The organism is Streptomyces sp. NPDC001532 (assembly GCF_040298625.1).
GTDB lineage: Bacteria > Actinomycetota > Actinomycetes > Streptomycetales > Streptomycetaceae > Streptomyces.
This window is the reverse complement of the sequence record NZ_JBEPAL010000008.1, coordinates 135,872-162,392: the sequence shown is the minus strand read 5'-3', so window position 1 is coordinate 162,392 and position 26,521 is coordinate 135,872. Positions and strand designations below refer to the sequence as shown.

Here is a 26,521-nt window from a genome sequence, read left to right as displayed (position 1 = left end):
GGGGAGGGACCTCACGTGGGCAGACACGCCCTGGGACGCGGTGGCCTGACCGCCGCCGTCTCCTCGCTCGCCGTGGCCGTGGCGGCCGCGTCCGTCGTCGTCCTCACCGAGGGCGGCGACCAGGCCCGGGCGGCCACCACCGCCGCCCCGGCCACCACCCAGATCACGCTGACCGATCCCAGCTCGACCGTGCCGCGCACGGACCGCCCGCACGTGACCGGCGCGGACGGCTTCCTGCACCAGCAGTCCGGGATGCCGGGGCTGCTGTGGACGGACCATTCGGACGGCACCACCGTCACCGTGAGGAACGGCGACGGCAGCGTCTACGCGCCCGACGAGAGCTGCGCGGACTTCGACCCCGACTGCCGGGCGGCCTGGTACGGCTCGGACAGCGACCTGGTCGCGCTGCCGACGGGCACGTCCGCCACCTCGGTCGTCCTGTGGGACCCGGCGACGGGCAAGCGGACGAAGGTGAATCTCAGCCAGCCGTACAACATGCTGCCGTCCTACTACCGGGCGCTGGCCGGGCGGACGATCGTCACCACCCACACCCTCGCCGACATCGTCGACGGCTCGCTGCGCGAACGCCGGATCTCCGGCGAGTCCGTGAACATCGGGTACGACGAGGTCGTCGCCGCCGACTCCGCCGGTGTGCTGTGGCAGGAGAGCGACGAGGTGAAGTACGTCGACCTCGCGACGGCCGAGAGCACGACGGTCTTCACCGACACGTCGACGTCGTACGACCGGCCGGTGATGAACGCGGACCGCGTCGGCTGGTACCGGCCCGGCAGCGGTGAACTGCACTGGAAGCCGCGCACCGACCTCGCCGCCGAGGAGCAGGTCGTCAGCCTCATGCCGACGGCCGACCTCGCGGGCGACCCGGTACTGGTCGGCGACCGTCTGCTGCTGCCGCTCACCACGAGCACCGAGTACGACAAGCTCGTCGCCGTCTCGCTGACCGACGGCTCCACGCAGACCCTGCTCGCCCGCGCCGGGCAGTACGCCACGCCCGCCCGTGACGGCGCCGCCTTCGTCACCGGCGGCACCGGCGCCGACGACTGGTGGGTGCAGCGCGTCACGCAGGCCGCGGACGGCACGCTGAAGCTGGAGAAGGTGTACCAGGTCCCGGCTAAGGAGAACGCCAAGACGGGCCTCGCGCTCAACCGGGGCTCGCTGCGCGTCGCGGAGAAGAACCCGGCCTCCGCCTCCTCCGACACCACGTCCGTCCGTACGCTCAGCACCGACGGCTCCGGGCAGCTGACCGCGTCCGCCGCGACGGCGTCCAACACGCTGTCGTCCGCGGTGTGCCCGTACGCCGGTGCCGACTGCTCGGCGCTGTGGAGCAACACCGGCTGGGAGCTGCCGGGCGCCGACGTCTATCTGCGCACCACGAACTCGGAGACCGAGCAGAAGACCGACCTGCTGCTGGCGCTCGGCGAGCACACCCTGGACTTCGACGCCCCCGGTGGCGGCGCGATCGTCGACGTCTCCGACGGCTACGTCGTCTACAACTCCGGCGGCACCACCCCGGCGCAGTTCGTCGGTGAGTTCGGCCAGGGCCAGAAGCTCAAGCGCACGGTCCGCGCCGCCGCCCTGAACGGCTCCACCCTGTGGAGCGCCACCACCACCGCCGGCAAGCTCACCTCGTACAGCCTGGCCACGGACGAGACCCTCGCCACGGTGACGGTCCCGGGCCTCGGCTGCGTCCCGAGCGAGCTCCAGGCGGCGGGCCGCTGGGTGTACTGGGCCTGCGGGACCGCCTCGGCGGGCGTCTACGACACCAAGGCCGGCACGTCGGCCGCGGTGACGCCCGGCGATGTGCTGCTCGGCGACGGCTTCACCGTCCGCCACGACCACGACGCCGACACCCTGGTCCTCACCGAGGCGGCCGGCGGCGCCACCCGTGTGATCGCCTCGGGCCTGCCCGACTCGGGTCTCGCCGTGGACCGCCGGTACCGCTGGGCCGTCGACGAGTACACGGGCCTGGTCGCCTGGACCGACGAGTACGAGCGCGTCCGCGTCGCCACCACCGGCGTCACGCCGTCCGCGCCGACCGTCTTCGAGAACGAGGCCGGCCGGTACGCCGACCCGTCGTACTCGGAGCCGTGGTGGGGCACGTGGCTGTCCTCCCGGCCGGTGACCTCCTGGTCCCTCACCTTCACCTCGACGCAGAGCGGCGCCACCGGAAAGGCCACCCGGACGATCACCGGCGGCGCGAGCCCCGCCTGGCTGTCGGCGAGCTGGAACGGGAAGACCGCGAGCGGCGGCTACTTCCCGAACGGCCGCTTCACCTGGAGCCTGAAGGCCACCGCCCTCGGCACCTCGACGGTGTCCACGCTGGCCACCGGCGAGGGCTACCTGGACCACGGGGCGGCGGTGCGCCACGACTACGCCAGCATCGACGGCCCCGACGGCCGCGGTGATCTGCTCACCCTCAACTCCACCGGCGGGCTGACGTACCAGCACGGCACCGGCACCGGGAAGTTCGGCGAGAAGACCACCGGCACCGGCTGGCCCACCACCGCCCGGTTCATCCCGGTCGGCGACCTGTCCGGCGACCGCTGCAACGACGTCCTGGTCCGCTACAGCAACGGCGGTCTTCGCCTGTACAAGCCGGGCTGCAACGCCGCGCTCAAGCCGACCACGTCGTACTCCACCCTGGCGACCAGCGGCTGGACGCAGTACGACCTGCTCACCGCGCCCGGCGACGTCAGCGGTGACGGCCGGCCGGACCTGGTGGTGCGCACCGCCTCCACCGGCACGGTGTACCTCTACAAGGGCACCAGCACCGGGACGCTGTCCGCCCGGGTGAAGCTGTACGACAACTGGAAGGGCTACAAGAAGGTCATCGCCGCCGGAGACCTCGACGGCGACGGCATCGGCGACCTCCTCGCCCAGGACACCGCCAACACCCTGTACCGCTACAAGGGCAAGGGTGACGGCACCTTCGCGACCCGCGTGAAGCTGTTCGCGAACTGGGGCAGCTCCTACAACGCCGTCGTCGGCGTCGGCGACATCACCGACGACGGCAGGGCCGACCTGGTCTCCCGCGACACCAGCGGCACCGTCTGGCGCAACAGCGGCGACGGCAAGGGCTCGTTCGGCGGTCGGGTGAAGATCGCCACCGGCTGGAGCGGCTACAAGGCCCTGTCCTAGGCGCCGCTGTGTCCTAGGTGCCGGTGTGTCCTAGGCACCGGTGTGGGTGGCGTCCGGGTCGACTCCGACCGTGATGGAGGCCCGGACGCCCTTGGCGATCCTCTTCCTGTCGTACTTCAGCTCGAGGAGGCCACCCGTCGTGCCGGACTGGTCGTAGATCGTGTCCTCGTCGAGGGTGGTGCGCTCGGTCGTCGAGGTGGAGTACGGCTCCACCTCGGCGGAGGCGAGCACCGACTCCTCGTCGAAGAAGAACTGGCCGGTGTGGCAGGTGTTGCCGCCCTCGTACCCGGCGTCGGTCCACTCCCCGCCCACATGGACCTTGGTGTGGATGTGGACGCAGCGGCCCCGGTACCAGCCCGGGAAGATCGTCCGGAAGGTCACGAGACCGTGCCTGTCGGTCCGCCAGGTGCCGCGCAGATAGCGCTCGTCGTCGGTGGGCTCCTCGTGGCCGCCTCCGGTGCCACCGGACGGAGCACCGGAGGGCATGCCGGACGGCGGCTCACCCGTCGGGGTGCCGGAGGGCGCGTCGGTGGGCGCACCCGACGGCGCACCCGAGGGGGCGCCGCCGCCACCGCCGGTCGACAGGCTCTCGTAGCCCGAGTAGATGCCCAGCGCGTCGCAGTGCCAGATGTCGACGGCGACGTTCCGCAGCGGCTCGCAGGTCTCCGCGTCGATCACCTTGATCGTGAGGGCGAGCGGAATGCCCTCCTTGTCCTCGGTGATGTCCCGGCGCAGCTTGTCCGCGTCGATGTAGTAGGGGCCCTCGGTGGTCTCCGAGGTGAGCTTGTAGCAGCTCTCGGCCGTGGTGTCCGTACCGCTGCCGGTCGTCTCGTCGGCGAACGCGCCCGCCGCGAACGCACCGCCGACACCCATGGCGGCGACCGCGCCCGCTCCGGCGACGACGACCTTGCGCCGCGACAAGTCCTTTTTGTGCTTGGGCTGTTGAGTGTTGTGGTTCTCCGTCATGGGCCTGAACGCTAGGAGGTGCCACTGTTCGGAGCATGGGTGCGGGCTGTGGTCGCCTGTGAAAGCGGAAGGGCCCGGAACCGCTCACGGTTCCGGGCCCTTCGCTCACGACGCCTACTTGGGCTGCGGCTTGCGCACCGACAGGTGCAGCTCCTTCAGCCGCGCCTCCTCCAGCTCCGTCGGCGCGCCCATCATCAGGTCCTGGGCGTTGCCGTTGAGCGGGAAGGCGATGGTCTCGCGGATGTTCGGCTCGTCGGCCAGCAGCATCACGATGCGGTCGACACCGGGGGCGATGCCGCCGTGCGGCGGGGCGCCGAAGCGGAAGGCACGCAGCATGCCCGCGAACTTCTCCTCGACCGTCTCCCGGTCGTAGCCCGCGATCTCGAAGGCCTTGAGCATGATCTCCGGCTCGTGGTTCCGGATCGCACCGGAGGACAGCTCGACGCCGTTGCAGACGATGTCGTACTGCCAGCCGAGGATGTCCAGCGGGTCCTGGGTCTCCAGGGCCTCCAGGCCGCCCTGCGGCATCGAGAACGGGTTGTGCGAGAAGTCGATGGTGCCGGTCTCCTCGTCCTTCTCGTACATCGGGAAGTCGACGATCCAGCAGAAGCGGAAGACGTTCTCCTCGAACTGGCCGGCGCGCTTGGCGGCCTCGACCCGCACGCCGCCCATGATCTTCGAGACCTCGTCGAACTCGCCGGCGCCGAAGAACACGGCGTGGCCGGCCTCCAGGCCCAGACGCTCGGTGAGGACCTTGACGTTCTCCTCGGTGAGGAACTTGGCGATCGGGCCGGACAGCGTGCCGTCCTCGCCGACGCGCACCCAGGCAAGGCCCTTGGCGCCCAGCGAGACCGCGTAGTCACCGAGCTGGTCGAAGAACTTGCGGGGCTGGTCCTGGACGGCCGGGACGGGCAGCGCGCGCACGTGCTTGCCGGCGAAGGCCTTGAACTCGGAGGCCTCGAAGACGTCGGTGATGTCGACGAGCTCCAGCTTGGCGCGCAGGTCCGGCTTGTCGGAGCCGTACTTCAGCATCGCCTCGCGGAACGGGATCCGCGGGAAGGGGGAGGTGACGTGGCGGCCACCGCCGAACTCTTCGAACAGCTCGGTCATCAGCTGCTCGATCGGCCGGAAGACGTCCTCCTGCTCGACGAAGCTCATCTCGACGTCGAGCTGGTAGAACTCGCCCGGCGAGCGGTCGGCGCGGGCGTCCTCGTCGCGGAAGCAGGGCGCGATCTGGAAGTAGCGGTCGAAGCCGGAGATCATCAGCAGCTGCTTGAACTGCTGCGGGGCCTGCGGGAGGGCGTAGAAGCGGCCCGGGTTCAGGCGGGAGGGGACGACGAAGTCGCGCGCGCCCTCGGGGGAGGTGGCGGACAGGATCGGCGTGGCCATCTCGTTGAAGCCCAGCGCCGTCATCTTGTGCCGGATGGCGGAGATGACCGCCGTACGCAGCATGATGTTGCGGTGCATGCGCTCGCGGCGCAGGTCGAGGAATCGGTACTCCAGGCGGCGCTCCTCGTTGACGCCGTCCTCGGTGTTGATGGTGAAGGGCAGCGGGGCGGCGGCGCCCAGCAGCTCGACCTCGCCGACCTCGACCTCGATCTCACCGGTGGGCAGGTCCGGGTTCACGTTCTCGGTTCCACGTGAAACAACGCTGCCGTCGACGCGGACCGTGGACTCCTTGGAGACCTTGTCCAGCGCCTCGTACGCGGCGGTGCCGGGACGGGCGACCAGCTGCGTGATGCCGTAGTGGTCGCGCAGATCGATGAAGAGGATGCCGCCCAGGTCGCGCCGATTGTGCAGCCAGCCACTCAGCCGGACGTCGGTGCCGACGTCAGAGGCGCGGAGCTCGCCGCAGGTGTGGGACCTGTACCGATGCATCGTCGTTCATCCAGTCTTCGCGGATCGGGAATCTCCGGGGCCCGGTGCCCGGACTTTCCCAGGGTACCGGCCGCCTGGAGATCGCCCCGCCCCATTACCGGAGCGCCCATCGGTGGCAGCCTGCGAACACTTCTTCTTAGAGTGGGGCAATGCGCACTGGTGAGCCCCTGCCCGCCGTGGGGCAGGTCCTCGCCGCCCTCGCGACCGGTCTGTGGCACTGGGACACGGCCACGAAGCTGGTCTCGGTGGACGCCGAGGCCGCCCGGCTGCTCGGACTGCCCGAGGAACCGGCCACACTCACGGAGGCCCAGGTACGGTCCCGGCTGCATCCCGTCGACTGGAACGAGATCGTCAGCGTCGTCGGCCTGGCCACCGCCGAGGGCACCCTCGCCGAGGTCCGGGTGCGGATCATGGACGAGCGGGGCCGGGTCGTACGGATGACCCGCAGCCGTATGAAGCCGTCCTTCGACCCGCAGCGCCGGACCTACGAGCTGACCGGCACCCTCCAGGAGGTCAGCGAGCCGTCACCGGGCACCCCCGCCGGACGCAACGCGGTCACCGGCGACTGGCGGCGCTCCCGGGAGGCGTTCCTGCTGGACGCGGGCCGGGCGCTGGCCGAGGCGCGGTCCACGGCGGAGGTGCTGCGGGTCGCCGCGGGACTGTCCATGCCGGGGTTCTCACCGGAAGGGCTGGCCGTCTTCGGCGTCGAGGGCGACCGGCTGACGATCATCGGCCACCACGGACAGCGGCCCGGCGACGAGAGCCCCTTCTCGCACATGTCGCTGGAGACCGACTATCCGGCCGCCGAGGTGGTGCGCACCGGGCGGGCGGTGTACCTGTCCTCGCCGGAGCAGTACAAGGAGCGCTATCCGCTGACCTGGCCGCTGGCGGAGCAGTTCGGCCGCCAGTCGTGGGCGTTCCTGCCGCTGACCGTCGCCGGGCGGCCGATGGGCGCCTGGATGGCCGGCTTCGCCTACCCGGTGCGGTTCACCCCGGACGAGCGGTCGGTGCTGACGACCGTGGCCCGGATGCTCGCCCAGGCCCTGTCCCGGGCCGGTGCCGCCGAGACCCAGCGCGAGCTGACCGACGGCCTCCAGCGCTCCATGCTGCCCACGCTCGGCCCGGAGATCCCCGGCATGAACGTGGCCGCCCGCTATGTGCCGACCGGCGGCGGACTCCAGGTCGGCGGCGACTGGTACGACATGATCCCGCTGCCCGGCGGCCCCGCCCGCGCCAAGGACCGGGCCGGACGGTTCGCGCTGGTCATCGGGGACGTCCAGGGGCACGACGTCCGGGCGGCCGGGCTGATGGGCCAGCTGCGGATAGCGCTGCGCGCCTACGCCTCCGAGGGCCACCGGCCCGACGCCGTGCTCTCCCGGGCCTCCCGCTTCCTGCACGGCATGTGCTCCGCCGACGACGACCCCGGCGAGCTGCGCTTCGCGACCTGCCTCTATCTGGAGGTGGACCCGCTGTCCGGGGTGCTGGAGATCGCCCGCGCCGGGCACCCGGACCCGGCGATCCGGATGAGCGACGGCACCGTGCTCACCCGGCCGACGGCCGGCGGGCTGCCGCTCGGCATCGACCCGGACGCCGACTACCCCACCACCCGGCTCGCGCTGGAGCCCGGCGAGACCATGCTGCTGTGCACCGACGGCCTCATCGAGACCGGCGGGCACGACCTGGAGTCGGGCTGGAAGCGGGTCCGCGCCATCCTGGAGGAGCACGACGGCGACCTGGAGGCGCTGGCCGACGCCCTGGTCCAGGCCGTGCACGGCCCCTCCTCGCACCACACCACCGGCCCGCTCGCCGACCGTCGCGAGGACGACATCGCCGTGCTGCTGCTGCGCCGGAGCGCCGACGGGTGCGGCCGCGGCGACGCCGGCACCGCGCGTCCGCGGGTGCGGCGCACCGTGCTGACCGTCGCGCAGGCCGAGCCGGAGCGGATCGCGGTCGCCCGCCAGCAGCTGCGCGAGCTGCTCCACGACTGGGCGTCGGACGACCAGGTCGACTCGGCGGTGCTGCTGCTGTCCGAGATGCTCACCAACGTCCTCGTGCACACCGACACCGACGCGCTGCTGGTCGCCGAGATCACCGGAGAGGGGCGGGACCGGCGGATGCGGGTGGAGGTCACCGACGCCAGCGACGACCTGCCGCACAAGCGCCGGCCGGGCGAGCTGGCCTCCTCCGGGCGCGGTCTGATGCTGATCGAGCTGCTGGCGCACGCCTGGGGGGTCGACCCGCGCGGCGAGGGCAAGAGCACCTGGTTCGAGCTCTACGAGTCCGAGGAGCGGGGCGGCTCGGCGGAGGGCGCCGGCGTGCTGTAGCGGGCCCGCAGCTCGTGCAGCACGCCGAAGGCGGCGGCGGCCAGCGGCAGGGCCAGCAGCATGCCCAGGACGCCGGCGACCGACGCCCCGGCGGTGATCGCGAGCATCACCACCGCCGGATGCATCTGCACGGTGCGGCTCTGGATCACCGGCTGGAGCACATGCCCCTCCAGCACCTGCACGGCGAGCACCACGCCGAGCGCCCACAGCGCGATCACGAAACCCCGGTCGGCGAGCGCCACCAGCACGGCCACCGCGCCGGAGAGGAAGGCGCCGAGGTAGGGGATGTAGGCGCCGACGAAGACCAGCGCGCCGAGCCCGACGGCGCCCGGCACGTCGAGGACGAGCAGGCCGACGGTGATGCAGAGGGCGTCGATCAGCGCGATCAGGGTGGTGCCGCGCATGAACCCCTCGACGGCGCGGAAGGCGCGCCGCGCCATGGCCTCCACGCTGTCCGCGGAGCCGCGCGGGGACAGGGCGCGCAGGGTGCCGACGGCGAGGTGGGAGTCGCGCAGGAAGAAGAAGACGAGCAGCAGGGCGAGCACCGCCATGGCGATGGTCTCGCCGACCACGCTCACCCCGCTGATCACTCCGGAGGCGGCCGTCCCGCCGAACTTGCCGAGAAGCTCGCGGGAGTTGGCGGCGAGGTCGTCCAGCGAGTTGCCGGCGGCGCCGAAGTGGTCGCTGAGGTCCCGGGCCGCGCTGCGGAGGGAGGTGACGATCTGGTTGCCGTTCTCGATGAGCGCGGCCACGACGAGGTACACGGCGCCGCCGACGACGGCGACCACGGCGACGCAGGTGAGTCCGGCGGCCAGCGAGCGGTTGACCCGTGCCTTGACCAGCCGGCGGTGCAGCGGGCCCAGCAGCGCGGTGCCGAGCAGGGCGAGCAGCACGGGCACGACGGCCGTACGGAACTCCACACACAGCCGGATCCCGATGTAGCCCACTCCGGCGACCAGCAGAATGACGGCGCACCAGGCGGCGAGCCGGCGCGCGGGGAGGGGGAGGAGCTGCACGGATCCAGCGGATCACGCACCGGGCGGGCTGTCCCGCGCGGGCGTCCAGCCGGGGGAATGCGCGACGCGCCGCCCCTGTTACAGGTGGCAGAAAGTTCAACGCTCAACTAAAGTGGGACGCACGTCGCCCGAGGAGGTACGGACCATGCCTGCAGTGACCGTCGAGAACCCGTTGACGCTGCCCCGTGTCAGCGCGCCCGCAGACGCCGTGGCACGCCCTGTGCTCACCGTCACGACCGCGCCGAGCGGGTTCGAGGGCGAGGGCTTCCCGGTGCGCCGGGCGTTCGCCGGGATCAACTACCGCCATCTCGACCCGTTCATCATGATGGACCAGATGGGCGAGGTGGACTACGCGCCGGGCGAGCCCAAGGGCACCCCGTGGCACCCCCACCGCGGCTTCGAGACCGTCACCTACATCATCGACGGCATCTTCGACCACCAGGACAGCAACGGCGGCGGCGGCACCATCACCAACGGCGACACCCAGTGGATGACCGCGGGCTCCGGCCTGCTGCACATCGAGGCCCCGCCGGAGCACCTGGTGATGTCCGGCGGTCTCTTCCACGGCCTCCAGCTGTGGGTGAACCTCCCGGCCGAGGACAAGATGATGGCCCCGCGCTACCAGGACATCCGCGGCGGCAACGTCCAGCTGCTCACCACCCCCGACGGCGGCGCGCTGCTGCGCGTCATCGCCGGCGAGCTGGACGGGCACGCGGGCCCCGGCGTCACCCACACCCCGATCACGATGATCCACGCCACCCTGGCGCCGGGCGCGGAGATCACCCTGCCCTGGCGCGAGGACTTCAACGGCCTCGCCTACGTCCTCGCGGGCCGCGGCTCGGTCGGCACCGAGCGCCGCCCGATCCACCTGGGCCAGACGGCGGTCTTCGGCGCCGGCTCCGCCCTGACCGTCCGCGCCGACGAGAAGCAGGACTCCCACACCCCCGACCTGGAGGTCGTCCTCCTCGGCGGGCGTCCCATCCGCGAGCCCATGGTCCACTACGGCCCGTTCGTCATGAACACCAAGGACGAACTGATGCAGGCCTTCGAGGACTTCCAGAAGGGCCGCCTGGGGACGATCCCGGCGGTGCACGGGATGACGGAGGAAGGGCCCGAGGCCTGAGAACCCGCTAGGGTACGGAGAGGCCCGAAGCCGCAAGTTCGAGTTGCGACTTCGGGCCTTTTCGTTCCTCAGGGGCTCACTACGGCAGGACGTACACCGGCGCCCCGTCCGCGGCACATCCGACCTGCCGCACACAGCCCCGCTTCAGCAGCATCCGCAGACAGTCGTGAACCCGGTCCAGCGGCAGCCCCGTACGGCCGGCGATCTCCTCCACCCGGTAGCTCGCCTCGCCCCGCACCAGCGCGGGCGCCAGACAGGCGGCGACGGCGTGGACGTCCTCGGTGACGACGAGGTTCTTCCGCTTCCAGGCGGCGAGGAGGTCCGGCGGGGTCAGATCCGGCGCGGGCCGCGGCCGGGTGGCGCGAGGAGCGCGGAGCGCGTCCGCGATGTCCCGGAGACTGTGGCTGATGTCCTTCAGCATGTCGTTCGTCCGGATGTTCCGCTCCTCCAGCCGGACGATCGCGTCGACGACCTGCTGCGGCATGACGTACGCGGTGCCGCCGGCGGGAGCGGGCTGCACCGGCGCCGGTTCGAGGGAGTAGGAGCCGTCGCGCTGGATGGTGGCGATGACGTCGGCGACCCAGGTCTTGAAGGGTTCGCACTCGGGCTTGGTGCAGCCGTTCACCAGACTGATGAGCCCCTTGAGGTTCACCACTTTCATCGACTTCTTGAGCCCGGGACCTGTGATCCTGCGCGAAGCGTCTGCTCCGTAGACGCCTTGTGCAAGATCGCCCAAGGTCGTCTGCCACTCCGCTGCGACATGCAGGATGAGTGCCTGACGGGTGTTCGTGTAGCCGAGGTTCCCGGCAACGTCCGCCGCCACGAACCAGTGCTCCCCCGCAGGGGTCGTCAGCCTCCGCAGCCGCGATCCCGTCGCCGCGAACACGAAGTCGCCTACGTCGATCGCGTCCCGCTTGTGTGCCGTCGACTCGTCCGACGGCGTGTTGTTCTGCTCGTACATCGAGCATCACCTCCGCCGCGGAACCTAGGTACGCGGTGGAACAGTGCGCCGAAGTTGCACGGGCGTTCACCCGTCAGGGTGCGAAAGCAACGATTCTGCACAGGCGTGAACCAAGTCTCACGCCCCGTTTCCACACCTCAGCCGTACATCCGCCGCATGGCGAAGTCCACCATCTCCTCGACCGCCTTCGCGTCGAAGACGATGCGGTGTTCGCCCTCCATGTCGAGGACGAAGCCGTAGCCGGTGGGGAGGAGGTCGATGACCTCGGCGCCGGTGATGACGAAGTACTTGGACTCCTTGCCCGCGTAGCGGCGCAGTTCCTTCAGCGAGGTGAACATGGGGATCACCGGCTGCTGGGTGTTGTGCAGGGCGAGGAAGCCGGGGGTGTCGCCGCGCGGGCAGTAGACCTTCGAGGTGGCGAAGATCTGCTGGAAGTCCTCGCCGGTCAGCTGGCCGGTGGTGAAGGAGCGCACCGCGTCCGCGAGCGACGGCGGGGACGGCTCGGGATAGAGCGGCGGCTGCTGGCCGTAGCCCCCGGCGCCGGGCATCTGCTGCTGCGGCGGGGCGTACTGCGCTTGCGCTCCGGCGCTCTGGTCGTAGCCGTACATGCAGGCAAGGGTATCGACCGCCGCAGAGGGCTGGGTCACAGATGGCCGGATCGGGGTTGCGCCTTATTACTGACGGGTAGCATATTGGTAGCTACTTGTTGGTACGTGAACTAGCGCGAGGATCCAGTGCCTCGCCGATCTCTCTCTACGGAGCCGTCGCCATGGGGCACTACAAGTCGAATCTCCGCGACATCGAGTTCAACCTCTTCGAAGTACTCGGGCGCGACAAGCTGTACGGCACCGGCCCGTTCGAGGAGATGGACACCGACACCGCGAAAAGCGTCCTGGAGGAGCTGACGCGCCTCGCGGAGAACGAGCTGGCCGCGTCCTTCGCCGACGCCGACCGCAACCCGCCGGTCTTCGACCCGGAGACCAACACCGCGCCGGTCCCCGAGTCCTTCAAGAAGAGCTACCAGGCCTTCATGGACTCCGAGTACTGGCGCCTCGGCCTGCCCGAGCCGATCGGCGGCACCACCGCCCCGCCGTCGCTGATCTGGGCGTACGCGGAGCTGATCCTCGGCTCGAACCCGGCCGTGTGGATGTACTCCTCCGGCCCGGCCTTCGCCGGCATCCTCCACGACGAGGGCAACGACACCCAGAAGAAGATCGCCCAGATCGCGGTCGAGAAGCAGTGGGGCTCCACCATGGTCCTCACCGAGCCGGACGCCGGCTCGGACGTGGGCGCCGGCCGCACCAAGGCCGTGCAGCAGGAGGACGGCTCCTGGCACATCGAGGGCGTGAAGCGCTTCATCACGTCCGGTGAGCACGACATGTCGGAGAACATCCTCCACTACGTCCTCGCCCGTCCCGAGGGCGCCGGCCCCGGCACCAAGGGCCTGTCCCTCTTCCTCGTCCCGAAGTACCTCTTCGACTTCGAGACCGGCGAGCTGGGCGAGCGCAACGGCGTCTACGCCACCAACGTCGAGCACAAGATGGGCCTGAAGGCGTCCAACACCTGCGAGATGACCTTCGGCGACCGCCACCCCGCCAAGGGCTGGCTGATCGGCGACAAGCACGACGGCATCCGCCAGATGTTCCGCATCATCGAGTTCGCCCGCATGATGGTCGGCACGAAGGCGATCTCCACGCTGTCGACGGGCTACCTCAACGCGCTGGAGTACGCCAAGGAGCGCGTCCAGGGCCCCGACCTGGCGAACTTCATGGACAAGACCGCGCCCAAGGTCACCATCACCCACCACCCCGACGTCCGCCGCTCGCTGATCACGCAGAAGGCGTACGCCGAGGGCATGCGCGCCCTGGTCCTCTACACGGCGTCGGTGCAGGACGCGATCGCCGTCAAGGAGGCCGCCGGCGAGGACAGCTCCGCCGAGCACGCGCTGAACGACCTGCTCCTGCCGATCGTCAAGGGCTACGGCTCCGAGAAGGGCTACGAGCAGCTCGCCCAGTCGCTGCAGACCTTCGGCGGCTCCGGGTTCCTCCAGGAGTACCCGATCGAGCAGTACATCCGCGACGCCAAGATCGACACCCTCTACGAGGGCACCACCGCGATCCAGGGCCAGGACTACTTCTTCCGGAAGATCGTCCGCAACCAGGGCGCCGCGCTGAACTCGCTCGCCGAGGACATCAAGAAGTTCCTCGCCCTCGGCACCGGCGGCGAGGCGCTGGCCGGCGCCCGTGAGCACCTGGCCAAGGCGGCCGTGGAGCTGGAGGCGATCGTCGGCCTGATGCTGACCGACCTCGCGGCCACCGAGCAGGACGTCAAGAACATCTACAAGGTGGGCCTGAACACCACCCGCCTGCTGCTGGCCTCCGGTGACGTGATCGTCGGCTACCTGCTGCTGAAGGGTGCCGCGGTCGCGGCGGAGAAGCTGGAGACGGCCTCCGCCAAGGACAAGGCGTTCTACGAGGGCAAGATCGCGGCGGCGAAGTTCTTCGCGGCCAACGTCCTGCCGGGCGTCACGCTGGCCCGCAAGGTCTCCGCGAACGTGGACCTGGAGCTGATGGAGCTGGACGAGGCCGCGTTCTGATCCGCGTCCCGATCCGCGTCCCGATCCGCGTCCCGATCCGCGTTCCGATCGCGCGCTGATCCGGCGCCGATCGCTCGCCGATCCCTCGCCCGCCGATCCCTCGCCCGCCGATCCCTCGCTCGCCGATGTCGGCGGCCCGCGCCTCCTCACCGGAGGGGCGGGCCGCCGCTTCCGCGTCCCCGGGGGCCGCCGACGGCCTGGCGACCGGTGGGCCGGCCGGGGTGTACCCGGCCTGGCGGGCGGCCCGCATCCAGCCGGTGGAGGCGCTGCGGCGGTGAGCACTCCGCCCAGCGGCGGACATCCCCGGCAACCCTTGGGGCCGCCGGGCCGCCGCCCCTTATGGTGGCTGCCATGAGCGAACCCTCCCGCTTCGATCGCGGCCACACCGACGACCTGATGTCCTTCCTGGCAGCCAGTCCGTCGCCGTACCACGCGGTGGCGAACACCGCAGAGCGGCTGGAGAAGGCGGGCTTCCGGCAGGTCGCGGAGACGGACGCCTGGGACGGGACGAGCGGCGGCAAGTACGTCCTGCGCGGCGGCGCGATCATCGCCTGGTACGTCCCGGAGAACGCCACCCCGCACACCCCGTTCCGGATCGTCGGCGCGCACACCGACTCCCCCAACCTGCGGGTCAAGCCGCTGCCGGACACCGGAGCGCACGGCTGGCGCCAGGTCGCCGTGGAGATCTACGGCGGACCGCTGATGAACTCCTGGCTCGACCGCGACCTCGGCCTGGCCGGCCGGCTCACCCTGCGGGACGGCTCGACCCGCCTGGTGAACGTCGACCGCCCGCTGCTGCGCGTCCCCCAGCTCGCCATCCACCTGGACCGGTCGGTCTCCGCGGAGGGCCTGAAGCTCGACAAGCAGCGCCACATGCAGCCGGTGTGGGGCCTCGGCGACGACGTCCGCGACGGCGACCTGATCGCCTTCCTGGAGGAGGCCGCGGGCCTGTCCGCGGGCGAGGTCACCGGCTGGGACCTGATGACCCACTCCGTCGAGGCGCCCGCCTACCTCGGCCGGGACCAGGAGCTGGTCGCGGGCCCGCGCATGGACAACCTGCTGTCCGTGCACGCGGGCACGGCCGCCCTGGTGGCGGTGGCGTCCGGCTCCGGCGCCGCCGACCTGCCGTACATCCCGGTGCTGGCCGCCTTCGACCACGAGGAGAACGGCTCCCAGTCCGACACCGGCGCCGACGGTCCGCTGCTCGGCAGCGTGCTGGAGCGCTCGGTGTTCGCGCGCGGCGGGACGCTGGAGGACCGGGCGCGCGCCCTCGCGGCCACCGTCTGCCTGTCCTCCGACACCGGCCACGCCGTCCACCCCAACTACGCGGAGCGGCACGACCCGACGCACCACCCGCGCATCGACGGCGGCCCCATCCTGAAGGTGAACGTCAACAACCGTTACGCCACGGACGGTTCGGGTCGCGCCGTGTTCGCCGCCGCCTGCGAGAAGGCGGGTGTGCCGTTCCAGTCGTTCGTGTCCAACAACTCCATGCCGTGCGGCACCACGATCGGCCCGATCACCGCCGCCCGGCACGGCATCCGCACCGTCGACATCGGCGTGGCGATCCTGTCGATGCACAGCGCGCGCGAACTGTGCGGTGCGAAGGACCCGTATCTGCTGGCGAACGCGCTGGTGGCGTTCCTGGAGGGCTAGCCGTCGCGGCGGCTCGAGCACAAGTAGGCGTGTCCCGCCAGGCCTTGGGTACCCGACGTCCACCGGAAGCACCGGAAAACACCGGACCGGACAGGAGGCGACAACTCATGGGCCTCGGCGGGTGCATCATCCTCATCGCCGTGGGAGCCATCCTCGCGTTCGCGACCGACTGGGACATGCAGGGGGTCAACCTCGACCTGGTCGGCATCATCCTGATGATCGTCGGACTGATCGGCGTCACGACGTTCAGCAGCATCGCGCGGCGCCGGCGGGTGGTGGTGCCACCGACGACACCAGTCGTCGACGAGCAGCCTCCCACCCACCACCACCGGCGCGACGGCTACAGCGACGGATACGGCGTGTAGAGCACGACAGCGGCCTCACTCGCGGCGCCCGGTCAGGCGCCGGAGTCGTCCATTCCCGCCAGCACCAGGGGCAGTCGGTCCGCCGCGCCCTCGGTGAGGCGGACCGGGACACCCCAGTCCTGCTGGTGGACATGACAGGCCGGATACGGATTGGCCGGGTCGTCGTCGCAGGAGGCGGCCATCGCGGAGACGTGCAGGACACCCTCCGGCACGGCCGGATCCAGTTCGAGGGCGCGGGAGAGGTCGGTCCCCGCGCCCTCTCCGGCGCGCAGCAGCTCGGGCGGGGTGGCGGAGACCAGCAGCCGGGTGGACGGGCCGTACCGGGTGTCCAGCTTCTGGCCGGCCGGTGCCTGGAAGACGACGTCCAGCCGGAGCCGGCCGGGCGCGACCTCGGTCGCGGCGCGCTGGGTGCGGTGCGCGACGCCGTCGACCCGGACCGCCTCCTCCGGCAGCCGCAGCCGGGTCAGCCGGTGCCGGGCGGACTCCACCACCACGATGTCGTCGCCGTCCAGCACGGCGTCGCTGGGCTCGCGCAGGTCCGTGGCCAGGGTGGTGACCTCGCCGGTCGCGGGGTCGTAGCGGCGCAGCGCGTGGTTGTAGGTGTCGGCGACCGCGACCGAGCCGTCGGGCAGCGCGGTCACCCCCAACGGGTGCTGGAACAGGGCCTGTCCGGCGGCACCGTCCCGGTGGCCGAAGTCGAACAGGCCGGTGCCGACGGCGGTGTGGACGGCGCCGTCCGGGTCGACCCAGCGCAGCGCGGAGGTCTCCGAGTCGGCGAGCCAGAGCCGGTCGGCGGTGGCCGCGAGGCCGGACGGCTGGGCGAACCAGGCCTCGGCGCCGGGACCGTCCACCAGACCCTCGTTGGTGGTGCCGGCGGTGACGCCGACCGTGCCGGCGGCCGGGTCGTACGCCCACAGCTGGTGCACGCCGGCCATCGCGATCCACACCTTGCCGCGCCACCAGGCCACGTCCCACGGCGAGGACAGGTTCACCTCCCGCGCGGGCCCCGAGGCGGCCTCGCCCTGCATCCACTGCCGGCCGGTCCCGGCCAGCGTGGCGACCTCGCCGGAGGCGAGGTCCAGCCGGCGCAGCGCGTGGTTGACGGTGTCGGCGACGACGACCGCCGCCCCGTCCTCCACCAGCGCCAGCCCCTGCGGCTCGCTGAACGCCGCGTCCCGGGCCGGCCCGTCCACGAAGCCGCGCGCCCCGGACCCGATCCGCCGCACCACGCTCTCCCCGTCGGGCAGCAGCTCCACCACCTGGTGCCGGGTCGTGTCGCTGACCAGCAGGTTCCCGGACGGCAGCCGCAGCACCTTCCCCGGGAACCGCAGCTGCGAAGGCTCCGGCTCCGGTGCCACGTACGGCCCGTCGCCGCGCCGCAGCGTCCCCTTCGCCGTGTGCTCCTCCTCCAGCTCCGTCACCAGCCGCTCGATCGCGTGCACATGCCCCTCACCGGCGTGCTGCGCGACGACGTAGCCCTCCGGGTCGATCACCACCAGCGTCGGCCACGCCCGCACCGCGTACTGCTTCCACGTCGTGAGCTCCGGGTCGTCCAGCACCGGGTGCTCCACGCCGTACCGTTCCACCGCGTCCACGACCGCCTGGTGCTCGGCCTCGTGGACGAACTTCGGCGAGTGCACCCCGACGACCACGAGGGTGTCCCGGTGCTTCTCCTCCAGTTCCCGCAGCTCGTCGAGGACGTGCAGGCAGTTCACGCAGCAGAAGGTCCAGAAGTCCAGGACGACAATGCGTCCTCGCAGGTCGGCGAGGGTGTACTGGGTGCCGCCGGTGTTCAGCCAGCCGCCCTTGCCGATCAGCTCGGGGGCACGGACACGGGCACGGCGGCGGGGCGCGGGAGCGGGCGCGGGGGTGGGCGCCGGGACGGCATCGTTCATGGTTCAAGCTTGCCATCCTGGTATGAACGCCGGGTCAACGCGCGCGGCGGCGTACGGCGGACCACGGCGAGGCCGGCAGCGAGGAGGCGACGGGTGACCGCGGACGGGAACGGGACGGCGGCCGGTGACACGGCCGGGCGGGCGGAGCGCGCCTTCATGGCGCTGCCGGGGCGCACGGAGGACGCGCGGGAGGAGTTCGCCGGGCGGGTCGCCGACGTGGTGCGGGTCCTCGCGCTCGACGTCCCGCCCGAGGCGGAGGCCGGCGACCGGCGGACCTGGGTGCAGCGCGTCCGGACGGCGCTCCGGGACGCCTGCCGCCGCGGCCTGGTCCTCTCCGAGGAGTCCTTCGACGTACTGGTCGCGGCGGCCGTCCACGATCCGGATCCGAGCTTCAACCGTCAGTTCGTCGAGCCGGCCCTGAACGCGTTCGGGACCCGCCGGGTGCGCGAGGCGCTGCTCGGCTGTCTGCGGACGGGCACGGACCGTGAACGGGCGGGCGCCGCCCGGGCCTGGTACTGGTCGGCCCTGCCGCCGCGCATGCCCCGCGTCCGGGCGGCGGGGGGCGGCGCCGGCGCCCCTGACGCGCCGGGCGACGCCTCGGCCGTGGTGGCCGAGTGGAACGAGGCCGCGCTGCGCGAGTTCGTGCGCAACGAGGACCTGGACGTCCGGCGCTGCCTCCTGCCGGGTCTGCCCCTGCGGAAGTCGGCCTACCCGCCGGAGCTGCACCACCTGGTGGACGCGGCGGTGGCGGCGGCCCGCTCCCACCCGGACGACTACATCCGCCACCGCGTGGAGCACCAGGTCGGCGACTGACCCGTCCCGGGGTCAGCTCAGAGCGTGCCCCGCCGTCACGTCCACATGGGACGGGACGGTGTCGTGGCGGTCGCCGACGGTCATGGTGCCGGTCGGTTCGAAGAGCAGGATCTGCGTGGGGACGGGCGCGTACGGCTTGTGCTCGATGCCGCGGGGGACGGTGAAGACGGAGCCCCTGGGCAGGACGACGGTGCGTTCCCCGGCCGGTTCGCGCAGGCCGATGTGGAGTTCGCCGTCGAGGACGAGGAAGAACTCGTCGGTGTGGTCGTGGACGTGCCACAGGTGCTCGCCCTCGACCTTGGCGACGCGGACGTCGTAGTCGTTGACGGCGGTGACGATGCGGGGGCTCCACCGCTCCGAGAAGGAGGCGAGGGCGGCGGAGAGCGCGATGGGTTCCATGCGGTTCATCGTGCGGGTGACGGGCGGCCCGCACGAGTGCTAGGAATCGCATATGCCGCAAGGATCCTCTCAGCGACCGGCCCGAGTCCTGCTCGTCGTCGACGAGAACTCCAACCCCTTCGAGATGAGCTGCGCGATCGAGATCTTCGGCCTGCCACGGCCCGAACTCGGGCGGCAGCTGTACGACTTCCGGCTGTGCGCGGCCGGTGCGCACACCCGGATGCGGGACGGGTTCTTCACACTGACCGGGGTCGCGGGACTGGACGCGGTGGACACGCTGGCGGCGGGCGACACGCTGATCGTGCCGAACCGTCCCGACACCGGCACCCCGCGCTCCCGCGCCGTCCTCGACGCGATCCGCGAGGCGCACGCGCGGGGAGTGCGGCTCATCGGCTTCTGCTCGGGCGCGTTCACGCTCGCCGAGGCCGGGCTGCTGACCGGGCGGCGGGCGGCCTGCCACTGGATGTGGGCGGAATCCTTCCGGGAGCGGTTCCCGCGGGTGCGGCTGGAGCCGGACGTGCTGTTCGTCGACGACGGCGACATCCTCACCGCCTCCGGCAGCGCCTCCGCGCTGGACCTCGGCCTGTACGTGGTGCGGCGGGACCACGGCGCCGAGATCGCCAACCACGTCTCCCGGCGGCTGGTCTTCGCCGCCCACCGCGACGGCGGCCAGCGGCAGTTCGTGGAGCGCCCGCTGCCCGAGATCCCCGACGAGTCGCTGGCGCCGCTGCTCGCCTGGGCCCAGGAGCGGCTGGCGGAGCCGCTGACGGTGGCCGGTCTCGCGGCCCGCGCGGCGGTCTCCCCGGCCACCCTGCACCGACGCTTCCGCGCGCAGCTCGGCACGACACCGCTCGCGTGGCTGACCGGCGAGCGGGTGGCACTGGCCTGCCGGCTGATCGAGCGCGGCGAGGAGCGGCTGGACGTGGTGGCCGCGCGCAGCGGTCTGGGCACGGCGGCCAATCTGCGGGCCCGGCTGCGCCGGGAGACGGGGCTCAGCCCGTCGGCCTACCGGCGGCGTTTCGGGACGGCCGCCGGGGAAGCGGTGGTGACATGAGATACCTCGTGCGCGACCGGCTCCTGTCCTTCGGCGACGACTACTGGATCGAGGACGAACGCGGTGACAAGGCGTTCCTCGTCGACGGCAAGGCCATGCGGCTCCGTGACACCTTCGAGCTGAAGGACGCGGAGGGCCGGATCCTGATCGACATCCGGCAGAAGATGTTCGCCCTGCGCGACACCATGCTCATCGAGCGCGACGGCGACGCCCTGGCCACCATCCGCCGCAAACGCCTGTCCCTGCTCCGCAACCACTACCGCGTCACCCTGGTCGACGGTACGGAACTCGACGTCAGCGGCAAGATCGCCGACCGCGAGTTCGCCATCGAGTACGACGGCGAACTCCTCGCCGTCATCTCCCGCCGCTGGCTGCACGTCCGGGAGACCTACGGCGTCGACGTGATCCGCGAGGACGCCGACCCGGCGCTGCTGATCGCGGTGACGGTGTGCGTGATCCACCTGGCGGAGAAGGACCGGGAGGACGACTGACCGGGACGACGACCGGATCAGGCCACGGCAGGCCGGCCTGGGAGCGTCGCGTCCTCCCGGGCCACCGGGGTCGTCACCTTCCCAGCACCCGGTCCTTCAGCGCCGGGAACTGATCCCGGGTCGCCGCGACCCTGGCGGGGTCGAAGTCCACCGTGAGGACCTGCTCGTCGGGGCCGGCCTCGGCGAGGACCTCGCCCCACGGGTCCACCACGATCGAGTGACCGGCCTGGGGAACCCGCGCGTGGGTGCCGGCCGTTCCGCAGGCGAGGACGAAGGTCTGGTTCTCCACGGCCCGGGCCTGCGCGAGCAGGGTCCAGTGCGAGCGGCGGCGTTCGGGCCAGCCGGCCGGGACGACCAGGGTCTCGGCGCCGGCGTCGACGAGGCCGCGGAAGAGTTCGGGGAAGCGGAGGTCGTAGCAGGTGGCAAGGCCCAGAGTGGTCTCGGGCAGACGGACCGTCACCAGCTCGCGTCCGGCGCCCATCAGCACGGCCTCGCCCTTGTCGAAGCCGAAGCGGTGGATCTTGCGGTAGGCGGCGGCCCGCTCGCCGTCGGGGGAGAGGACGAGGGAGGTGTTGTAGAGGGTGCCGTCCGGGGCGCGTTCGGGGATGGAGCCGGCGTGCAGCCAGACGCCCGCGTCGCTCGCCGCCTTGGCCATGGCCTCGTGGGTCGGGCCGTCCAGCGGTTCGGCCTCGTTCGCGAACTCCTGGTAGGCGAAGGCGCCGGTGGTCCACAGCTCCGGCAGGACGACGAGATCGGATCCGGCTTGTTCGCGTACGAGGGAGGCGACCCGGCGACGGCGGGATTCGACCGATTCGCCCTCGTCTACGGCGATCTGGATCAGAGAGGCGCGCACAGTACCACCGTCCTGGCATTCGAGCCGTCCACAAGGGCGTCCACACAGGCCTACGATCGTCACACGAAAGGCCTGCCGGGGTGCCTCACAGCAGCGTAACTTAGCGTTTCGAGACACCCGCCGACAGCCGCCACCTCCCACTGGCAACGCCGCCACCACCGCCCGTGTACCGACCGCCGAGGGGTCCCGTTCCCGTGAGTCTGCATCCCACTCTCCAGCCCTACGCCGACGCCTGGACCCACTCCATCGAAGCGATATCCGAGCTGGTGCTGCCGCTTGTGGAGGCCGACTGGAACCGCCGCACCCCCTGTCCGGGCTGGTCGGTGCGGGACATCGTGTCCCATGTCATCGGCCTGGACTGCGAGATGCTGGGCGATCCGCGCCCCATCCACACCCTGCCGCGGGACCTGTTCCACGTCACCAACGAGCACCAGCGGTACATGGAGATGCAGGTCGACGTCCGCCGTCATCACACGGCGCCGGAGATGACCTCCGAGCTGGAGTACACGGTCATCCGCCGCAACCGGCAGCTGCGCAACGAGTCCCGTGACCCGGGGACGAAGGTGCGCGGTCCGTTCGGTGCCGAGCTGACCCTGGAGCAGTCGATGCGCCGGCACGCGTTCGACGTGTGGGTGCACGAGCAGGACCTGCGCACCGCCCTGGGCCGCCCCGGCAACCTGGACTCCCCGGGCGCCCATGTCGCGCGGGACGTGCTGCTGGCGGCGCTGCCCGACGTGGTCGCGGTCAAGGCGCAGGCGCCGCGCAGTTCGGCGATCGTGTTCGACGTGCACGGGCCGATCGAGTTCCTGCGCACGATCCGCGTGGACATCCAGGGCCGCGGCACCCTGGAGACGGCCCCCGCGCTGGGCCCCGCCGCCACGCTGACGCTGGACTGGGAGACGTACGTACGGCTGGCCTGCGGCCGGGTGAGCCGGGAGGCGGTCGCGGACCGGGTGAAGCTGGAGGGCGACCCGGACCTGACGGCGGCGATCCTGCGCCACTTCGCGGTGACGCAGTGAGCGACGGCGGCGACGCGGTGAACGGTGGAGCGGTGAACGGCGGCGCGGGGAGCGTCGAGGCCGTGAGCGGTGTCGCCGTGAGCGGTGTCGCCGGGTCCGGTCCGGGCGAGGGGCCGCCGCGGCTGACCCGGCTGACCTTCCACAGCCCGCTCTCCGAGGCCCGCGCGGCCACCCTGGTCCGGCGGCTGTCCGCGTCCTCCCCCGCCACGGTCCTCGACCTGGGCTGCGGCTGGGCGGAGCTGCTGCTGCGGGTGCTGGCCGCCGTACCGGGCACCACCGGCACCGGCGTCGACATCAACGGCGACGACCTCGACCGGGCCCGCCGCGCGGCACGGCAGCGGGGGCTCGCCGAGCGGGTGACGTTCGCCGAGGAGTCCGCCGTGGACAGCCGGCGCGGGCCCGCCGACCTGGTGCTGTGCGTGGGCTCCAGCCAGGCGCTGACCGACGTGGAGCCGCCGAAGCATCTGCCGCGGGCGCTGCGCGCCCTGCGCGAACTGGTCTCCGACGACGGCCGGGTGCTGCTCGGCGAGGGTTTCTGGCAGCGCCCGCCCACCGCCGCGGAACTGGCCGGCATGTGGCCGGGTGCCGCCGTCGACGACCATCCGGGGCTGGCCGCCCTCGTCGACCTGGCGATCGAGGCGGGCTTCCGGCCGGAGTACGTGGAGACGGCGAGCCTGGAGGAGTGGGAGGAGTTCGAGTCGGCGTACCAGGCGGACGTGGAGGTGTGGCTGGCCCGGCACCCCGGCCATCCGCTGGCCGCCGAGACCCGGGCCCGCGTCGACCGGCACCGCTCCCAGTGGCTGCACTACCGGGGCGTCCTGGGCCTCGCCTATCTCACCCTGGTGCCGGTGGCGCGCTGAGCACCGCCGGCTCAGGCCGGCACGTGCACCGTCTCCACCCGGCTGGCCACCAGCCGCTCCCGCTCCCGCCGGGCCGCCCGACCGCGCAGCCGCAGGATCTGGCTGACGCCGAGCGCCTGGAGGACGAAGACGGCGGAGAAGGCGACGGTGTAGTCGTCGCCGGTGGCGTCCAGCAGCACGCCGATCGCGAACAGGGTCGTCATCGAGGCGACGAAACCGCCCATGTTGGTGATGCCGGAGGCGGTGCCCTGACGCTCCGGCGGGTTCGCCGGACGGGCGAAGTCGAAGCCGATCATCGAGGCGGGCCCGCAGGCGCCGAGCACCGCGCACAGCACCAGCAGCAGCCACATCGGCGCCCGCTCGCCGGGCCAGGCGAGGGTCGTCGCCCACAGCGCGGCCGTCGCGCCGACCGTGCCGAGCGCCAGCGGCAGCCGCGCCTCGTGGTGCCGGGCGACGATCTGGCCGTAGACCAGGCCGATCGCCATGTTGGACAGCACCACCAGGGTCAGCATCTCCCCGGCCGTGGCGCGGGACAGGCCCTGGGCCTCCACCAGGAACGGCAGGCCCCACAGCAGCAGGAACACCATCGCCGGGAACTGCGTGGTGAAGTGCACCCACAGACCGAGCCGGGTGCCGGGCTCCCGCCAGGACGCGGCGATCTGCCGGCGGACGTAGGCGGCGCCCTGGTGCGGTATCGGCTCCGGTTCGTGGCCCTCGGGGTGGTCCTTCAGGAAGAGCAGCAGCAGGACCAGGACGACCACTCCCATGACCGCGCTGCCCGCGAACGCCGCCTCCCAGCCGATGCCGTGCAGCAGCCGGGCGAGGACCAGGGTGGAGACCAGGTTGCCGGCCATGCCGACCAGTCCGGCGAGCTGGGCGATCAGCGGTCCGCGCCGGGCCGGGAACCACCGGGTGCCGAGCCGCAGCACGCTGATGAACGTCATCGCGTCGCCGCAGCCCAGCAGCGCCCGCGAGGCGAGCGCCATGCCGTACGACGGGGAGAACGCGAAGCCCAGCTGGCCGGCCGTGAACAGCACCACGCCGAAGGCCAGCACCTTCTTGGTGCCGAGCCGGTCGACCAGCAGGCCGACGGGGATCTGCATCCCGGCGTAGACCAGCAGCTGGAGGATGGAGAACGTCGACAGGGCGGAGGCGTTGACGCCGAAGCGGTCCGCGGCGTCGAGGCCGGCCACCCCCAGCGACGTACGGAAGACGACGGCGACGAAGTAGACGGCGACGCCGATGGACCAGACGGCGACCGCGCGCCGGCCGCCGGGCGGATCGCCGGGCAGGGTGGCCGACGGCGAGCTCATCGGACCTCACCTCGCGCCAGGTGCGAGAACCAGCCGACGTGCCGGTGGACGACCGCGACCGCGGCCTCGGCGTCACCGGAGCGCAGCGCGTCCAGGATCTCCCGGTGCTCGTCGAGGTTCTTGGCGATGCGGTCGGGATGGGAGTGCATCACGGCGACGCCCATCCGCAGCTGACGGTCGCGCAGCTGGTCGTAGAGGCGGGAGAGGATCTCGTTGCCGCCGCTGCGCACGATCTCGGCGTGGAAGCAGCGGTCGGTGACGGCGACGGCGGCCAGGTCCCCGGCGGTGGCCTGCTCCCGCTGCTGGTCCAGCAGCCGCTCCAGGCGGGCGACGAGGGCGGGCGAGGCGGGGACGGCCTTGCGGGCGGCGTGCTCCTCCACCAGCAGGCGGGTCTCGACGACATCGGCGATCTCCTGTGCGGAGACCGGCAGCACCAGCGCGCCCTTCTTGGGATAGAGCTTGATCAGCCCCTCGGCCTCCAGCCGCAGCAGCGCCTCGCGCACCGGGGTGCGGGAGACCCCGACGGCCTCGGCCAGCTCGCCCTCGGTGAGCAGCGTCCCGCCTTCGTAGCGGCGGTCCAGGACGCCTTGCTTGACGTGGGTGTAGACGCGGTCGGCGGCGGGCGGTTGCTTCACGGCCAAGGTCATGCCGACAGGATAGATACATCACGTACGCATGAGGAGGGGCGTCCAGCATGCGGACGTGCCGCCCATCTCACAGCTCTTTCCGAGTTCGCGTACAACCCTTCGCGGTAGTCACGAGTCACACATGTGCGGCCGCACTCTCTTCGCCACCAGTGCCAGCCACAGACCTGTCAACTCGGCCGTACCGCAGGGGCATTCAACGTAATCGGGGTATCTCACTTGATAACCGCCATCAAGGGCATCAGCACCAAGGGCGTCCGCATCCGCAGAGCCGCCGCTGTCAGCCTGACCACGGGTGCGCTCATCGCCGCCGGCGCCCTCGGCGCGGCGCCCGCCCAGGCCGTCACCACCCCCACGATCGCCGCCAAGGGCGGTTTCGTGATGAACAACGCCGACGGCAAGACGCTGTACAACAAGGCCGCGGACACCCGGCGTTCCACCGGCTCCACGACCAAGATCATGACCGCGAAGGTGGTGCTGGCCCAGTCGAACCTGAACCTGGACGCCAAGGTCACGATCCAGAAGGCGTACAGCGACTACATCGTCTCCAAGAACGCCTCGTCGGCCCGGCTCATCGTCGGCGACAAGGTGACCGTCCGTCAGCTGCTGTACGGGCTGATGCTGCCGTCGGGCTGTGACGCCGCCTACGCGCTCGCCGACAAGTTCGGCACCGGCACCACCCGCGCCGCCCGCGTGAAGTCGTTCATCGGCAAGATGAACGCGCAGGCCAAGAGCCTTGGCCTGACCAACACGCACTTCGACTCGTTCGACGGCATCGGCAACGGCGCCAACTACTCGACGCCGCGGGACCTCACCAAGCTCGCCCGCAGCGCGATGAAGAGCACCACCTTCCGCTCGATCGTGAAGACGAAGTCGTACACCGCGAAGACCATCACCAAGACCGGCAGCGTCCGGACGATGGCCCCGTGGACCAACACCAACCCGCTGCTCGGTTCCTACACCGGCGCGACCGGTGTGAAGACCGGCTCCGGCTCGGTCTCCGGCTACTGCCTCGTCTTCTCCGCCACTCGCGACGGCAAGACGGTCTACGGCGCGATACTCGCCTCGACCAACGCGACGACCCGCAAGTCGGACGCGACGAAGCTGCTGAACTACGGCTTCGCCAAGATCGGCTGACG

General features: G+C 71.5%; 23 protein-coding genes. 13 read left to right on the top strand and 10 right to left on the bottom strand.

Features of this window, described 5'->3' with window-relative positions; translation table 11 throughout:
• Positions 1-15: 15 nt before the first annotated feature.
• Positions 16-3,156, top strand: coding sequence for an FG-GAP repeat domain-containing protein (locus ABT232_RS10725; protein WP_351838772.1), 3,141 nt, complete (start codon positions 16-18; stop codon positions 3,154-3,156).
• A gap of 30 nt (positions 3,157-3,186) precedes the next feature.
• On the opposite strand, the gene ABT232_RS10720 is transcribed toward ABT232_RS10725, so the two are convergent.
• Both ABT232_RS10720 and aspS read right to left on the bottom strand, forming a co-directional pair.
• Positions 3,187-4,122, bottom strand: coding sequence for an intradiol ring-cleavage dioxygenase (locus ABT232_RS10720; RefSeq protein ID WP_351838770.1), 936 nt, complete (start codon positions 4,120-4,122; stop codon positions 3,187-3,189).
• 114 nt (positions 4,123-4,236) lie between these two features.
• Positions 4,237-6,000, bottom strand: a complete 1,764-nt coding sequence (gene aspS, locus ABT232_RS10715) for an aspartate--tRNA ligase (RefSeq protein ID WP_351838768.1) — start codon at positions 5,998-6,000, stop codon at positions 4,237-4,239.
• Positions 6,001-6,149: 149 nt separating this feature from the next.
• Here aspS and ABT232_RS10710 point away from each other — a divergent pair, with 149 nt between their 5' ends.
• Positions 6,150-8,324 (top strand): SpoIIE family protein phosphatase, encoded by a 2,175-nt coding sequence (locus ABT232_RS10710; protein ID WP_351838766.1) that lies wholly within the window; start codon positions 6,150-6,152, stop codon positions 8,322-8,324.
• Here ABT232_RS10710 and ABT232_RS10705 read toward each other — a convergent pair.
• Positions 8,273-9,340, bottom strand: a complete 1,068-nt coding sequence (locus tag ABT232_RS10705) for an AI-2E family transporter (RefSeq protein WP_351838765.1) — start codon at positions 9,338-9,340, stop codon at positions 8,273-8,275. The two genes, ABT232_RS10710 and ABT232_RS10705, sit on opposite strands and share 52 nt — an antisense overlap.
• Positions 9,341-9,485: 145 nt before the next feature.
• Here ABT232_RS10705 and ABT232_RS10700 point away from each other — a divergent pair, with 145 nt between their 5' ends.
• Positions 9,486-10,463, top strand: a complete 978-nt coding sequence (locus ABT232_RS10700; protein WP_351838764.1) for a pirin family protein — start codon at positions 9,486-9,488, stop codon at positions 10,461-10,463.
• 79 nt (positions 10,464-10,542) lie between these two features.
• Here ABT232_RS10700 and ABT232_RS10695 read toward each other — a convergent pair whose 3' ends face one another.
• Both ABT232_RS10695 and ABT232_RS10690 read right to left on the bottom strand, forming a co-directional pair.
• Positions 10,543-11,424 (bottom strand): BRO-N domain-containing protein, encoded by an 882-nt coding sequence (locus tag ABT232_RS10695; protein ID WP_351838762.1) that lies wholly within the window; start codon positions 11,422-11,424, stop codon positions 10,543-10,545.
• Between the two features lie 137 nt (positions 11,425-11,561).
• A complete protein-coding gene (locus ABT232_RS10690) occupies positions 11,562-12,032 on the bottom strand; it encodes an SseB family protein (RefSeq protein ID WP_351838761.1) in 471 nt (156 codons plus the stop codon).
• Between the two features lie 161 nt (positions 12,033-12,193).
• Between ABT232_RS10690 and ABT232_RS10685 the strand changes: the two genes are divergently transcribed.
• From ABT232_RS10685 to ABT232_RS10670, 4 genes are all read left to right on the top strand, one after another.
• The gene (locus tag ABT232_RS10685; protein WP_351838759.1) at positions 12,194-14,020 is read left to right on the top strand and encodes an acyl-CoA dehydrogenase; all 1,827 of its coding nucleotides are present in this window, start codon (positions 12,194-12,196) and stop codon (positions 14,018-14,020) included.
• A gap of 125 nt (positions 14,021-14,145) precedes the next feature.
• Positions 14,146-14,298 carry a hypothetical protein gene (locus ABT232_RS10680; RefSeq protein WP_351838920.1) on the top strand — a complete coding sequence of 51 codons (153 nt, stop codon included), beginning with the start codon at positions 14,146-14,148 and terminating at the stop codon, positions 14,296-14,298.
• Positions 14,299-14,371: 73 nt separating this feature from the next.
• Positions 14,372-15,676, top strand: coding sequence for a M18 family aminopeptidase (locus ABT232_RS10675; protein ID WP_351838757.1), 1,305 nt, complete (start codon positions 14,372-14,374; stop codon positions 15,674-15,676).
• Between the two features lie 107 nt (positions 15,677-15,783).
• Positions 15,784-16,041: a DUF6458 family protein gene (locus ABT232_RS10670; RefSeq protein WP_351838755.1), complete on the top strand. Its 258-nt coding sequence runs from the start codon at positions 15,784-15,786 to the stop codon at positions 16,039-16,041.
• Positions 16,042-16,073: 32 nt separating this feature from the next.
• Here ABT232_RS10670 and ABT232_RS10665 read toward each other — a convergent pair whose 3' ends face one another.
• Positions 16,074-17,936 (bottom strand): NHL domain-containing thioredoxin family protein, encoded by a 1,863-nt coding sequence (locus tag ABT232_RS10665; RefSeq protein WP_351838753.1) that lies wholly within the window; start codon positions 17,934-17,936, stop codon positions 16,074-16,076.
• A gap of 93 nt (positions 17,937-18,029) precedes the next feature.
• On the opposite strand from ABT232_RS10665, the gene ABT232_RS10660 reads away from it, so the two are divergent.
• Positions 18,030-18,749 (top strand): hypothetical protein, encoded by a 720-nt coding sequence (locus ABT232_RS10660; RefSeq protein ID WP_351838751.1) that lies wholly within the window; start codon positions 18,030-18,032, stop codon positions 18,747-18,749.
• A 12-nt stretch (positions 18,750-18,761) separates the two neighbouring features.
• Here ABT232_RS10660 and ABT232_RS10655 read toward each other — a convergent pair whose 3' ends face one another.
• On the bottom strand, positions 18,762-19,157 hold the full coding sequence (locus ABT232_RS10655; RefSeq protein ID WP_351838749.1) for a cupin domain-containing protein: 396 nt from the start codon (positions 19,155-19,157) through the stop codon (positions 18,762-18,764).
• A gap of 43 nt (positions 19,158-19,200) precedes the next feature.
• Here ABT232_RS10655 and ABT232_RS10650 point away from each other — a divergent pair, with 43 nt between their 5' ends.
• The gene (locus ABT232_RS10650) at positions 19,201-20,202 is read left to right on the top strand and encodes a GlxA family transcriptional regulator (RefSeq protein WP_351838747.1); all 1,002 of its coding nucleotides are present in this window, start codon (positions 19,201-19,203) and stop codon (positions 20,200-20,202) included.
• Positions 20,199-20,693, top strand: coding sequence for an LURP-one-related/scramblase family protein (locus tag ABT232_RS10645; protein WP_351838746.1), 495 nt, complete (start codon positions 20,199-20,201; stop codon positions 20,691-20,693). Before ABT232_RS10650 ends, ABT232_RS10645 begins: the two co-directional genes overlap by 4 nt.
• Before the next feature lie 73 nt (positions 20,694-20,766).
• On the opposite strand, the gene ABT232_RS10640 is transcribed toward ABT232_RS10645, so the two are convergent.
• Entirely contained in the window at positions 20,767-21,546 is a 780-nt protein-coding gene (locus ABT232_RS10640) for a carbon-nitrogen family hydrolase (protein ID WP_351838744.1), read from the bottom strand.
• A gap of 194 nt (positions 21,547-21,740) precedes the next feature.
• Here ABT232_RS10640 and ABT232_RS10635 point away from each other — a divergent pair, with 194 nt between their 5' ends.
• Both ABT232_RS10635 and ABT232_RS10630 read left to right on the top strand, forming a co-directional pair.
• The gene (locus tag ABT232_RS10635) at positions 21,741-22,565 is read left to right on the top strand and encodes a maleylpyruvate isomerase family mycothiol-dependent enzyme (protein ID WP_351838742.1); all 825 of its coding nucleotides are present in this window, start codon (positions 21,741-21,743) and stop codon (positions 22,563-22,565) included.
• A 77-nt stretch (positions 22,566-22,642) separates the two neighbouring features.
• Complete coding sequence (locus ABT232_RS10630; RefSeq protein WP_351838904.1) at positions 22,643-23,425, top strand: SAM-dependent methyltransferase; 783 nt, start codon at positions 22,643-22,645, stop codon at positions 23,423-23,425.
• 11 nt (positions 23,426-23,436) lie between these two features.
• On the opposite strand, the gene ABT232_RS10625 is transcribed toward ABT232_RS10630, so the two are convergent.
• Entirely contained in the window at positions 23,437-24,738 is a 1,302-nt protein-coding gene (locus ABT232_RS10625) for an MFS transporter (RefSeq protein WP_351838740.1), read from the bottom strand.
• Positions 24,735-25,385, bottom strand: a complete 651-nt coding sequence (locus ABT232_RS10620) for a GntR family transcriptional regulator (protein ID WP_351838738.1) — start codon at positions 25,383-25,385, stop codon at positions 24,735-24,737. Before ABT232_RS10620 ends, ABT232_RS10625 begins: the two co-directional genes overlap by 4 nt.
• 216 nt (positions 25,386-25,601) lie before the next feature.
• On the opposite strand from ABT232_RS10620, the gene ABT232_RS10615 reads away from it, so the two are divergent.
• Positions 25,602-26,519, top strand: coding sequence for a D-alanyl-D-alanine carboxypeptidase family protein (locus ABT232_RS10615; RefSeq protein ID WP_351838736.1), 918 nt, complete (start codon positions 25,602-25,604; stop codon positions 26,517-26,519).
• Positions 26,520-26,521: the final 2 nt, after the last annotated feature.

Excerpts from the sequence above, each read along its gene's own strand:
- ABT232_RS10670 (WP_351838755.1), top strand. The coding sequence starts at position 15,784 with ATGGGCCTCGGCGGGTGCATCATCCTCATCGCCGTGGGAGCCATCCTC.
- ABT232_RS10720 (WP_351838770.1), bottom strand. The coding sequence starts at position 4,122 with ATGACGGAGAACCACAACACTCAACAGCCCAAGCACAAAAAGGACTTG.
- ABT232_RS10665 (WP_351838753.1), bottom strand. The coding sequence starts at position 17,936 with ATGAACGATGCCGTCCCGGCGCCCACCCCCGCGCCCGCTCCCGCGCCC.
- ABT232_RS10685 (WP_351838759.1), top strand. The coding sequence starts at position 12,194 with ATGGGGCACTACAAGTCGAATCTCCGCGACATCGAGTTCAACCTCTTC.
- ABT232_RS10700 (WP_351838764.1), top strand. The coding sequence starts at position 9,486 with ATGCCTGCAGTGACCGTCGAGAACCCGTTGACGCTGCCCCGTGTCAGC.
- ABT232_RS10625 (WP_351838740.1), bottom strand. The coding sequence starts at position 24,738 with ATGAGCTCGCCGTCGGCCACCCTGCCCGGCGATCCGCCCGGCGGCCGG.
- ABT232_RS10675 (WP_351838757.1), top strand. The coding sequence starts at position 14,372 with ATGAGCGAACCCTCCCGCTTCGATCGCGGCCACACCGACGACCTGATG.
- ABT232_RS10650 (WP_351838747.1), top strand. The coding sequence starts at position 19,201 with ATGCCGCAAGGATCCTCTCAGCGACCGGCCCGAGTCCTGCTCGTCGTC.
- ABT232_RS10620 (WP_351838738.1), bottom strand. The coding sequence starts at position 25,385 with ATGACCTTGGCCGTGAAGCAACCGCCCGCCGCCGACCGCGTCTACACC.
- ABT232_RS10680 (WP_351838920.1), top strand. The coding sequence starts at position 14,146 with ATGTCGGCGGCCCGCGCCTCCTCACCGGAGGGGCGGGCCGCCGCTTCC.
- ABT232_RS10690 (WP_351838761.1), bottom strand. The coding sequence starts at position 12,032 with ATGTACGGCTACGACCAGAGCGCCGGAGCGCAAGCGCAGTACGCCCCG.
- ABT232_RS10655 (WP_351838749.1), bottom strand. The coding sequence starts at position 19,157 with ATGAACCGCATGGAACCCATCGCGCTCTCCGCCGCCCTCGCCTCCTTC.
- ABT232_RS10695 (WP_351838762.1), bottom strand. The coding sequence starts at position 11,424 with ATGTACGAGCAGAACAACACGCCGTCGGACGAGTCGACGGCACACAAG.
- ABT232_RS10710 (WP_351838766.1), top strand. The coding sequence starts at position 6,150 with ATGCGCACTGGTGAGCCCCTGCCCGCCGTGGGGCAGGTCCTCGCCGCC.
- aspS (WP_351838768.1), bottom strand. The coding sequence starts at position 6,000 with ATGCATCGGTACAGGTCCCACACCTGCGGCGAGCTCCGCGCCTCTGAC.
- ABT232_RS10645 (WP_351838746.1), top strand. The coding sequence starts at position 20,199 with ATGAGATACCTCGTGCGCGACCGGCTCCTGTCCTTCGGCGACGACTAC.